General features: G+C 45.5%; 12 protein-coding genes and 3 pseudogenes. 5 read left to right on the plus strand and 10 right to left on the minus strand.

Features of this window, described 5'->3' with window-relative positions; all coding sequences use genetic code 11:
* Positions 1-218 precede the first annotated feature (218 nt).
* The 6 genes and pseudogenes from Xedl_RS18265 to Xedl_RS18295 form a co-directional block, all read right to left on the minus strand.
* A pseudogene (locus Xedl_RS18265) lies at positions 219-764 on the minus strand (IS3 family transposase); the annotation flags it as partial.
* A gap of 105 nt (positions 765-869) precedes the next feature.
* A pseudogene (locus Xedl_RS33805) lies at positions 870-947 on the minus strand (reverse transcriptase domain-containing protein); the annotation flags it as partial.
* A gap of 340 nt (positions 948-1,287) precedes the next feature.
* Complete coding sequence (locus Xedl_RS18275; RefSeq protein WP_074025183.1) at positions 1,288-1,560, minus strand: helix-turn-helix domain-containing protein; 273 nt, start codon at positions 1,558-1,560, stop codon at positions 1,288-1,290.
* A gap of 47 nt (positions 1,561-1,607) precedes the next feature.
* Positions 1,608-2,693, minus strand: coding sequence for a ParB/RepB/Spo0J family partition protein (locus tag Xedl_RS18280; protein ID WP_074025173.1), 1,086 nt, complete (start codon positions 2,691-2,693; stop codon positions 1,608-1,610).
* Between the two features lie 5 nt (positions 2,694-2,698).
* Positions 2,699-3,484, minus strand: coding sequence for a ParA family protein (locus Xedl_RS18285; protein ID WP_074025174.1), 786 nt, complete (start codon positions 3,482-3,484; stop codon positions 2,699-2,701).
* A 631-nt stretch (positions 3,485-4,115) separates the two neighbouring features.
* Positions 4,116-4,334, minus strand: coding sequence for a DNA methyltransferase (locus Xedl_RS18295; RefSeq protein WP_244149748.1), 219 nt, complete (start codon positions 4,332-4,334; stop codon positions 4,116-4,118).
* A gap of 69 nt (positions 4,335-4,403) precedes the next feature.
* Between Xedl_RS18295 and Xedl_RS18300 the strand changes: the two genes are divergently transcribed.
* From Xedl_RS18300 to Xedl_RS18310, 3 genes are all read left to right on the plus strand, one after another.
* The gene (locus Xedl_RS18300) at positions 4,404-4,727 is read left to right on the plus strand and encodes an IS630 transposase-related protein (RefSeq protein ID WP_074025175.1); all 324 of its coding nucleotides are present in this window, start codon (positions 4,404-4,406) and stop codon (positions 4,725-4,727) included.
* Positions 4,728-4,749: 22 nt separating this feature from the next.
* Complete coding sequence (locus Xedl_RS18305) at positions 4,750-5,280, plus strand: IS630 family transposase (protein WP_244149750.1); 531 nt, start codon at positions 4,750-4,752, stop codon at positions 5,278-5,280.
* 98 nt (positions 5,281-5,378) lie between these two features.
* Positions 5,379-6,050 carry a hypothetical protein gene (locus tag Xedl_RS18310; RefSeq protein WP_074025176.1) on the plus strand — a complete coding sequence of 224 codons (672 nt, stop codon included), beginning with the start codon at positions 5,379-5,381 and terminating at the stop codon, positions 6,048-6,050.
* A 60-nt stretch (positions 6,051-6,110) separates the two neighbouring features.
* Here Xedl_RS18310 and Xedl_RS18315 read toward each other — a convergent pair whose 3' ends face one another.
* Positions 6,111-6,608: a DUF1643 domain-containing protein gene (locus tag Xedl_RS18315; protein ID WP_074025177.1), complete on the minus strand. Its 498-nt coding sequence runs from the start codon at positions 6,606-6,608 to the stop codon at positions 6,111-6,113.
* A gap of 728 nt (positions 6,609-7,336) precedes the next feature.
* On the opposite strand from Xedl_RS18315, the gene Xedl_RS18325 reads away from it, so the two are divergent.
* Both Xedl_RS18325 and Xedl_RS18330 read left to right on the plus strand, forming a co-directional pair.
* Positions 7,337-7,603, plus strand: a complete 267-nt coding sequence (locus Xedl_RS18325) for a type II toxin-antitoxin system prevent-host-death family antitoxin (protein WP_244149749.1) — start codon at positions 7,337-7,339, stop codon at positions 7,601-7,603.
* The gene (locus Xedl_RS18330) at positions 7,593-7,928 is read left to right on the plus strand and encodes a plasmid stabilization protein (protein ID WP_074025179.1); all 336 of its coding nucleotides are present in this window, start codon (positions 7,593-7,595) and stop codon (positions 7,926-7,928) included. The genes Xedl_RS18325 and Xedl_RS18330 overlap by 11 nt, the downstream gene beginning before the upstream one ends.
* A 19-nt stretch (positions 7,929-7,947) precedes the next feature.
* Here Xedl_RS18330 and Xedl_RS18335 read toward each other — a convergent pair whose 3' ends face one another.
* From Xedl_RS18335 to Xedl_RS18350, 3 genes and pseudogenes are all read right to left on the minus strand, one after another.
* The gene (locus Xedl_RS18335; RefSeq protein WP_074025180.1) at positions 7,948-8,253 is read right to left on the minus strand and encodes a hypothetical protein; all 306 of its coding nucleotides are present in this window, start codon (positions 8,251-8,253) and stop codon (positions 7,948-7,950) included.
* A 623-nt stretch (positions 8,254-8,876) separates the two neighbouring features.
* Positions 8,877-9,401 carry a GNAT family N-acetyltransferase gene (locus tag Xedl_RS18345; protein ID WP_074025181.1) on the minus strand — a complete coding sequence of 175 codons (525 nt, stop codon included), beginning with the start codon at positions 9,399-9,401 and terminating at the stop codon, positions 8,877-8,879.
* Between the two features lie 439 nt (positions 9,402-9,840).
* A pseudogene (locus tag Xedl_RS18350) lies at positions 9,841-10,069 on the minus strand (IS982 family transposase); the annotation flags it as partial.

Here is a 10,069-nt window from a genome sequence, read left to right on the forward strand (position 1 = left end):
GGAAGAACTGTGAGAGATATTTGAATACCAGCCTTCAGTTCGTCAATCTGGCATTTCTCGTCGTGTTGCTGCGTAGAAAAAATACTGAATAGGCTGTAAGTCAATATTTGTCGATGCTGCATAACTTCTTTCCCTGGTCATGGTACTGGTGTTTATCATATTTCCTAGTTGCAGCATGGCGGGGCAATTACGGTTCTGTCGCATTAACAGTGTAGCGGTCAAGAACTACCGGACACATTTCTAGCCGCTTCCCACTGTCTTTCATATTCAGCAGGGGAAATTCCCCCATTAAAACTATGGGGACGGGTGTCATTATAATATCCGCCCAAATAGCAGGTGATATCCCGGATTGCCTCATGAATGTCCCGATAGCCTTCTGGCGGGATCCACTCGCTTTTTAAACTCCGGAAGACCCGTTCCATCGGTGAATTATCATAGCAATTACCTCGACGACTCATGCTTTGGATAATTTTATTGCGCCAGAGTAAACGGCGAAATTTTCTACTGCTGTACTGACTTCCCTGATCAGAGTGAAAAACCAGCCGCCCTTCAATATGACGCGTTTCCAATGCGTTATTCAATGCCCGGCAGACCAGCTCAGCATCCGGCGAAGAAGAGATGGCCATCCCCACCACCCGACGGGAAAATAAATCCATCACGACGGCCAGATAGCTCCACCCTGCTTTTATGCGAATATAGGTGATGTCTCCGCACCAGTGAGTATTCGGGCATGCCGGGGAAAAATGCTGCCGCAGGAGATTAGGCGAGTGAAGTGGCACACTAATTTTGGTCACCGTCATGGAGATGATATTCTCACTTCAACAATTAAACAGGTGACATAATGAAAAGACCTTTCTGCCCTTTCTATAGCTGTAACTCAGGAATTTACGCGTCTCTGGATGTGCTACCGCGCTCTTCTTCGCGTTGACCTTTAGCTTCAGTTTACGGCTCAGCCAGTGCATCACCCCCGACTCACAACGACGCCCTTGCGCTTCACTAGTCCTTCGCCACCATCAGGCTGGACAGAGGACTTTCCCCCCGAGCTGCTGAGCATGCCAGGTACACCATAAAAAACCCGCCATTTGGCTGTCTTTTAGTCACATCTCAAATCACGAGTAAATGACTGTAATTTGATAAATATACTCAACTGATTTTAAAGGAAATATTCCCCAACGTTGTCTCGATAAGTTTAAAATAATTCATATAAAAAACAGCAGGATACAAAGTTGTGTATAAGAGACAGGTCATTTGGCGGGTTTCCTGTTCAATGCGCTGATCCATGACACCCTACAGCTTTCCGTATCGGTTCAAGAACGAAGACCTGTCTAAGATCCCCCAGTTTGTCAGCATGTAATAGCCGGTGGCACCCCGTTCGCCGGTTGACTCCCTGACGAACAAGATGTTCATTCCGAACTCATTACGCAGAGCAGCCAACTGTCTCTTGATCGTTGATTCAGGAATTTTTGTCGCCTTGTGAAGGTCCTGGAGACTTGGCTTCTCCGTTTTAGACAGGGCATTCACCAAAGCAAATTTTCTTTTCATGTCCTGTGAGATCTTCATATCCACCTATTCTTGATAGGCCCACTCTTCTGGCTGGGCCTCCTTTGTTAGCCTTCGACACTCAGGAGTTCAATGTCTGACACAGGCACATGAACATGTTTTTCCTTGCCTTCGCTATCGAGCGTTTTGACCCAGACAGTAGACGGAACCAGAGCCACACGGTCTGTCATAATGACTCCGCGTTTTGTCTCACCATCCAGGTTAACGTTGACAGCAAAGATCAAACTGTCGGGCCGGACTTCCTTCCATTCCTTGTTCTTCGGCAGAGGAGGAAGAGCATCACTCCCTTCTTCATCCTTGTTCTTGCCACTGTTAATTGGCTGCTGGATAGGGTTTTGCTCGTCATTCCTGAGTTGTTCCGACGTACCATTCCCGCTTGAGTTAAAGGTTTGGTCATCGGTATTTCCAGCACGCGGTTCATCACTCTGGCCGGAGCCAGCCAGAGGGCCTTTTTCCATTTCTTCTTTGATACGTTTGGTATCGTTCAGAAGCTCACGGCTTTGTTTACGGGTAATCCCGTCAGACATAGCCACAGCGCAGACAGCGCGGCATCTTTCTTCGTTCAGGTCAAACAACAAGCGAAGATTATTCAGAGTTTCTGTATCAGAACATACTTCATTATCGTACAATTCGCGCACACAGTCAGGTAGCTTGAGCAACGACAGATGTGTAGATATGAAAGTGATGTTTTTACCGAGACGATCAGCAATGTCTTTTTGCTTCCAGCCTTCTTCGATAAACAGATTCAATGCCTCGGCAATCTCTACCGGCGTCAAGTCATCCCGTTGGATGTTTTCGATCAACTCACCAGCAGTTTCGTCTAGGTTGTTCTGGACCTTATCGTTGACTACTAGGTCGATGGTCTCAATACCAGCATGTTTACATGCTCTCCAACGACGTTCCCCTTTCTGGATGACGAACTTGCCTTCTTCGTTCTTCGGGAACACGATGATCGGAGACTGCTGCCCTTCGGTCAGCAGGGTTGCCGCCAGCTCTTCAATGTTACGGAAGCGCTTACGAACCTGGGCTTTAGATATAACGTCTTCAACAGGTACAGTAAGAACTTCTTTGCCTTTCTTGCCTTTGACGGCTTTAGCAAGTTCGGACAGGCCTTTTAAATTATTTAGTGCCATATCGCTTAGCCCACCTTCTCTAAAAGTTCTTCCAACACCGCCTCAACCTCTTTGGCCGCGACATGCCCATAGCGCAGCTCCCACACAGGGATGCCATCAGTAGTCGCAGTATCGAGCGGAGGCCGGTGCATAATTTTGTTCTCAAACAGTAGATCCGGAACTGTGTTCTCCAGCGACTTGAGGGCCTTGTCATGATTGACAGAACGGTCCATGTCGTTGATCACAATGCCCAGAATCTCCAAGTCTTGGTTGTACGCCTCGCGCACACCAATAATCGTGTTGAGGAGGCCTTCTACGCCATCCACAGCGAATCCAGAGAGCTTGACCGGACATGCCACATGCGTAGACATCACCAACGCGGCCACCAGCTTTCTGCCGAGGCTAGGCGGACAATCAATCAGCACGTAGTCGTAGTTCTCAAAAAGTTCGGCCAAATGGCGAGCCGGATTCATAGCCTGGTCAAGAGGCACAGCCTCCATTTCAAACAGATCCGGGTCGTTCTTCGGCGTGTGAATAAGGTCTACCCCGCAAGGACAGTGCATGACCTTAATACCGTCCAGCTCGTAAGCGAACAGCTCTGCGGTTTTGGTTCCGGTGAGGATGGACTCGCAGTCGCCATCTTCCAGCTCTCGTCTGGGGGCCAGTCGAGAGGATGTATTCCCCTGACCATCCATATCCAAGACCAGCACTTTCTTTTTCTTCTTTAACGCCAGATAAAAGGCTTGCTGGATACAGAGGGTACTCTTACCCACTCCGCCTTTCTGGTTGGCGTAGCTGATTACTTTTGCCATACCCACCTCTATTTTGGTTTCTCGCAGATGATCCTGACCACCCCAAAACTTTCACATATGAAAGATTGTAACGATCATAAAATGATACTGCAATATCTAATTATGGTTCTATTAAAACAAACTTGAAACAAAAAAAGGCCATAAAGGTCGCGTATTCACAAGATTTGTACTGTCAGCGCAATTGCTTAGCTGCCCCAACCCCATTCGACAATAATTGCTTTGCTTCACTTTCATCAGCCAAAGTGCATACGACTGGGAACCGTATTTACGCCCCCATCGACTCACCTATTTGAATGATAGTAACTCCTTATCCTCGATGTCATTAACATCAGAAGCTAGTGGCAACTACCTTACTCCCAATACCACATAGAACGTAGCCCCGGCCATTAGGACCAAATTTCATAGATACAACGGGAAGCGGCGTGTTGGGGCACACTCCCGCAAATTCCGGAGAGATGATTGGTCCCCCGCGAGGAATAACCCAGTTACCGATAAGACCACAATCAATTTGTGTCGAGATGGCATTAGGCTGGTATTGCTCCCCCAGAAGTTGATTGCTGCCTGCTGATGCATAATCGTCAAATAGCGCAAAACTCTTGCGATAAAATTTAAACTCATAGATATTGTTCTCTTAATTCAAAGCTCCCCCACCCACTGTTGCTATGGCTGGGTTTATCCAAAATCCATCAAAGCCGGTGAACATCTCCGTTTGGGTGCGGATGTACTCAAGGATGATGTCACAAGCGATCCAGCGCCGGTTATTCCTTTCTGCGGCCAACCCAATCTTATTTGAGCCACTGAAAGGATCGACAACCAGATCCCTTTCTTCCGTTAGGAAGCGGATAGCCATCTCAGGTATAGATAAATCATATTAATATGACATAATACCTAACCCCTAGACGACAAGGCATAACACGAGATGGGCTACAGCTTAGATTTTCGAAAGAGAGTACTGGCATACAAGGACAAGCATTCGTTGACTTTCGAACAAACGAGTGCCCATTTTGAAATCTCCATGCGCACCTTGTTCCGGTGGTGCAATCAGATAGAACCTTGCATGACCCACAATAAACCCGCCACGAAAATCCCTGATGCGGTGCTCAGGGCAGATGTCCAAAACTTTCCCGATGACTATCAATGGGAAAGAGCAAAACGTTTAGGTGTCTCACAATCGGCTATTCATTACGCCCTGAAACGCCTTCGGATCACCCATAAAAAAAACGTTAACACACCCTCGCGCTGATCTTCAGGCTCGTCAGGCATTTATCGAGCGCATCAGCGACTATGAACGGACGGGCAGGCCGATTGTGTATTTGGATGAAAGTGGTTTTGCTCAGTCGATGCCACGTCAATATGGCTATTCGGAAAAAGGGTTACGCTGTTTTGGTCCGCATGACTGGCACGCAAAAGGCCGTATCAACGTCATTGGCGCCATTCTCGAAAATACCTTCGTCACCTTAAGCTTGTTTACCGAGAATATTAATGCCGACGTTTTTTATGCGTGGATGACGCAAGATTTGCTGCCAAAGCTTCCACACGGCGCCGTGATAGTGATGGACAATGCGCCTTTCCATAAACGGAATGATACGACACAAGCAATAGCCGACAGCAAATGTCAACTGAAATGGCTTCCCGCTTATAGTCCGGATTTGAACCCGATAGAACACAAATGGGGCGGAGCAAAAGCGGTAAGGTGGCAAAAAAGATGTTCAGTTGATGAGTTGTTTACGGAGCATATTGAATATGTCAGGTTAGTTCGGTGTAAAAAGGCCATCCAGTTATACATGCCGCAGTGAGCATATGTCCCTCCAAAAATATCTATCTTGTCTTGCTAAAACAGCATCATTATATGATACTATAAATGAAAATCTCAGTTTTATATGGATAGAAACTTATGTCGGGTGAAAGAGGTATTTATGCGTTAACTAATATATTTACTTGTAAAAGTGGTTATCTATCAGAGGATATTCAAGAAGGGTGTATTTTTAATATAGAGTGCGAAACGGTTGGAAATGACTGTGATACTGACGAAGAAGTAACTATATCCAAATCGCGCTTCATTCTCGTCAATTCAAGTCACAATGGTGTTTTATATGACTGGAATGATCTTTTGGACTTGGAGGCATCAACTAAGCCCTATATGGAGTTGTTTGATGTTGAGAGCAATGAATTATCATCTGCTGCATTCGAGGCTATAGGGAGTCCATATGATCACTTCTATCCTGATGATGTAACTCAATTATTTATTATTGACCGTATCGAAATAATTCCAGAATATAGGGGTAAAAAATATGCTGAAATTATAATTTTCGATGCAATAAGAATATTTGCAGCTAGTTCACAACTAATAGCCTTGAAGCCCTTCCCCTTGAAATTTGAAATTCCTGTCGATAAATGGACAAGAGCATCAGAAGAAGAGAAAGAGTGGCACAGGAGGTTAGGGCTCGAACAATTCATCCCCGATGAAAAATTGGCGTTTCAGCGACTTTGCGATTATTACAAACGACTAGGTTTTGTAGACACAGGAAATGGCGTTTTCATAATGCAGAATGTTGGGGTCTATTAAAGTAGTGAAACAGAGACATTCTGTTCCCTTGTACTATCCAGCTCTTCAAATTTCAGATTTCTACATGTTTATGCCACTTACTAGTGGTATTAGACTTGTCGAGTATCCAAGCATTAATGGGTGTTTCGGATCTCCTGACCCAGTAACACCGAATGTCATCACGGGCTTCCCAGATGCAACGAGCTGCTCTAAAAGCCTGTCCAAATGAATATGTAGAGACTTAGGCAGCTTGGTTCGGCTCCCCCAGCAGGGAACCAGCACATCCGCATCCCGAATAATCCTTTCCAGGTGAATTTCATTTTCAGGGCCGACAGGATCAACCACCGTAGCCAGTTCACGAACGTTGGTCGCCCGGAACGCAAAAGCATTACCGACAATGAAGCGTTTCCCTCCGTTGGCCTTGGTAAATCCCATCCACTTCCTGACAGTGTGATCGTCCTCGGTGGCCGTGGCCGTAGAACCGTTCACACCAAAATAACCGAACACAATTCCCTCGGATTGCACATCCCTTTCCAGTCGGTATCTGTACATGCCGCACTTACTGATAATTGCACTCAAAATATCACCTCTTTTTAGCTGAAAAACACCCTTTCACAGTTGCATTTTTTAATACTACGATAGGATGAAAGTGTAGGCCTAAGGCACCATCGCGTATAGTGGCTACGGAGATGAAGAGCCCTGCTCCCCCTTTCCTAAAACCGCAGAACACAAACTCAAGCGGTTCGTATGTGTCACTCATTTTGATCATCCAGAGTGACAAACAAAACCCTATTAGCTCGTTCCTGGAGCTCTATCAGTTTCGCAGCATCTACACTACTCAAAGACATATCTCCGCCATAGAGGCGATATTCAACACTGCCCATTGCTTGGCGAAGCAATCCAAGCAGGACATTCACGTTTGCTGGTGAACATAGGGGTGATAGGTCTACAGTTCGCCGCAATTTGAACAGGATAAAGAACCGGCGCGTTTGAGGTGCGTAACCGTATAGACCTTCTCAATACTCAGCTCTTCTCTAATCTGGCTGTTTGAGTGCCCCTCTCCGCTTAGAACGCGACTACATAAGCCCTTCTGCATCTGTCATCTCTGGATGCTGGTGGTAGTAATCAATGGCTTCTTTTTCATCAATCAGCAGAGGGAGGTTGTTCATTCAGGACACCTTTAGTCACATGACTATAGCTCTCCTCTATCCATACGCCAAAAGTCCATATAATGGCCAAATATGGACTTTTATGTTGACTTGATTTATCCTTTGGTTGGTAACTGTATTTCATTATTGGAGTTAACCATGACCTTATCTACTTCACCGCGTATCACCACGGTATCAGCCTTTAAGAAGGAACTGGCTTCTATGGATGTATCTGATCCCGTAGTAGTAACCCAGAATGGGGAACCTTTATATGTGGTTCAAGATCCTGCTCAGTTTGAAATGCAGCAGGAACAAATGGCTCTGCTACGACTGCTGTCTTTTGCAGAAAAGGACGTTCAGGCTGGCCGAACCGTATCATCTTTCGACCTTCGGGCCGCACTGAAAGGACTTGTTGATGAAGTTTGAGTATTCCTTAGCTTTCCAAAAACAGCTTCATGACAAATTCTACTATTTAGCGAGGCACATCGGACAATTGGCGGCTCAAGAGCTTCTTGATGGCTTCATTATTGGATTTGAAAAAAGAGTAAATGAGCATCCAGGTAGCGCTCCATTATGTATAGAGGCGGCGGATCTTGGGTTTACAACCTATCACGACTATGTTGATTCAAAACTCCAGTTGCGAACAATCTATCGTTTTTCTGAGGCAGAAGGCGTTGTTTACCCATTATTATTTTTAAGCACAAGGCAAAGCATCCGACAGGCTTTGATTCAATATTGTCTGCGCCATTAACACCCCATATTGGGGTGTTTTATTCTCGTTTCTCTTCCAGCCGCTGCCGGTACTCCTTGGGCTGCTGCTGTGAGTGCCAGGATTGTCCCTTCGATACTGATTTCGTGATGGCGGCCATCTCATCTGGGGTCAACCGAGTGAGCTGCTCTTCCGGGTAGATCAGGATAGTGTTGCTGTCCCAGTCAAACCCAGCATGAATAGCTTTCATCCCCACGGTAGGGGTTCCACCAATCCCTCCAGGCTGGTGGATGACAAGCCTCAAAGGCGCTGAGGCTTTGTGGGGATGAAGGATATCGAGAGCTCCTTTTGCTTCTTGTAACTCCATTGGGTTACCTCATAGTGAAAGTTAATTTGCCTTCTGCTGTCTGGTAGAAACCTTCAAGGCCAACGCCTTTGTCATATCGGGTTGCTGAAAGCGCACCTTGATCCGTTCAGGCTAAGTGTCCATCTCGTTGCACCGCAGGGTGCCGATAGCCGCGTCACGGTAAACCTGATATAAGTCGGTTCCACCAATGGAGTTAATTGGTATCATCCAGAGCCTTCTTGTATTCGTTGCTTGGTTGAGGGACGCTTTAACAAGCTGACAGGGCAAACAACCCCATCAGCAGACATCCCAACTTAGTTGCTATCTTGATCATCAGTTCTCACTCCACTTTCACATGTGAAAGTTTTATTGTTTCGCAGAATCGTCTTGTTGCGACTCAATCATCACTTTTCGCATCACCGCCATGATGGCTTGTGCCGGTTGAGCACCACCGAGGAGCTGGCTCTTGTAGCGGTCAAGAACTACCGGACACTACATCGAACCCCTGCCCAGATTTGACATAGCCCTCAGCATCAACATTCCCGTAGACTGATCCACCCGTTTTAGGGTAGGCATTTTTTGCCAGATCTACCATTCCTGCCAAACCGAGGTAATACGCATTCGTGCAGACTTTCTCTGTAACCCTAAAAGATCTCTTTATAATAAATTACCGTACCATCATAGTTGCCGTTTGAACTTAACGCAAAACCTGGAATAGCTCCCACGCGTGTGAAACCACGTTTCGCGTATAATTTTTCAGAGACATCGCCCTCTCTGGTATCCAGTACTAATAGCCTTAAACCGATATTTGTTGATAATTCCTCGGCTTTTGACATAAGTAATGTTCCAATTCCCACAGAACGACAGGCTCTTTTTACCATGAGTTTCTCGATTTCCCCCCGGTGTTTACCGTTATCTTTTTTTGTTAGCCCAATTTGAACACTCCCAACAATTTCTGCGTCTTTCAGCGCAATCAGGAGTCGGCAATTTTCATCTTTAATCTGAGCATCTACATCACTCCAATATCCAACTGCACTCTCTCTTTTCAGCGGAGCAATAAAACCGATAGAGGCACCATCATCAACGCAGTCAGTCAATAGTGTAATCAGTTTATTTCTATAATTTTTGCTCGATTTGATTTCTTTAATTTCAATATCAATATCACTCATATTTTCTTCTCTTATAGTTAAATTAGTGTAATTTGACACTGTAGTTCTTTTTCGTCATTTGGATTCATACTTTATGTCATATTATGTTGGTTTTATTATGTATTTCCTTAAAAACGTCACTCAACCAATACAACTTTCATCCAATAGTATTGCGGAAACTATACGATTAATATGTCCAGCAACGCTGTTAGGATTACTGTCAATATAGAAATGTCCACCTTCCACACGCTTGACATCAATAGGTGAGCGAAAATATTTTTGCTAGGCATAAACCGCCTCCAGAGGAGTCCGTTTATCCCGGGTTCCGTATAAAATCGTGGCGGGGAAATCAAAGCAGGTGGTCTGATCCACTGTATGAGAATAAGAAAGTTCAAAGTCTGCTCTTAACATCGGAATCAGGAGATTCATCAATTCCTTATTCTTAACGCGATGCTCAACTTTAACATCCTATAACATTGGCTTGTTGAAGCCAGTCCCGTTGACTTTTACCTTGTTGAAAATTGGCAAAAATACCCAACGTGTGAGAAAGCAGTTTTCTGGCAATTCGATTACTCAAATGCCACAAATCCCGTGCCCAGCACTTCTCGATAGCAAATTGTCCGGCGAGTTGACTAATCACGGTTTCAATTAAACGGCGTTTGGCGTTAATGGCCCTTCTCGTTTTTCTG

It is taken from the genome of Xenorhabdus eapokensis, assembly GCF_001908105.1.

Bases quoted from the DNA above. Each gene is read 5' to 3' on its own strand.
- Xedl_RS18295 (WP_244149748.1), bottom strand. From the start codon at position 4,334: ATGGCTATCCGCTTCCTAACGGAAGAAAGGGATCTGGTTGTCGATCCT.
- Xedl_RS18325 (WP_244149749.1), top strand. From the start codon at position 7,337: ATGACCTTATCTACTTCACCGCGTATCACCACGGTATCAGCCTTTAAG.
- Xedl_RS18275 (WP_074025183.1), bottom strand. From the start codon at position 1,560: ATGAAGATCTCACAGGACATGAAAAGAAAATTTGCTTTGGTGAATGCC.
- Xedl_RS18310 (WP_074025176.1), top strand. From the start codon at position 5,379: ATGTCGGGTGAAAGAGGTATTTATGCGTTAACTAATATATTTACTTGT.
- Xedl_RS18285 (WP_074025174.1), bottom strand. From the start codon at position 3,484: ATGGCAAAAGTAATCAGCTACGCCAACCAGAAAGGCGGAGTGGGTAAG.
- Xedl_RS18280 (WP_074025173.1), bottom strand. From the start codon at position 2,693: ATGGCACTAAATAATTTAAAAGGCCTGTCCGAACTTGCTAAAGCCGTC.
- Xedl_RS18345 (WP_074025181.1), bottom strand. From the start codon at position 9,401: ATGAGTGATATTGATATTGAAATTAAAGAAATCAAATCGAGCAAAAAT.
- Xedl_RS18335 (WP_074025180.1), bottom strand. From the start codon at position 8,253: ATGGAGTTACAAGAAGCAAAAGGAGCTCTCGATATCCTTCATCCCCAC.
- Xedl_RS18330 (WP_074025179.1), top strand. From the start codon at position 7,593: ATGAAGTTTGAGTATTCCTTAGCTTTCCAAAAACAGCTTCATGACAAA.
- Xedl_RS18300 (WP_074025175.1), top strand. From the start codon at position 4,404: ATGGGCTACAGCTTAGATTTTCGAAAGAGAGTACTGGCATACAAGGAC.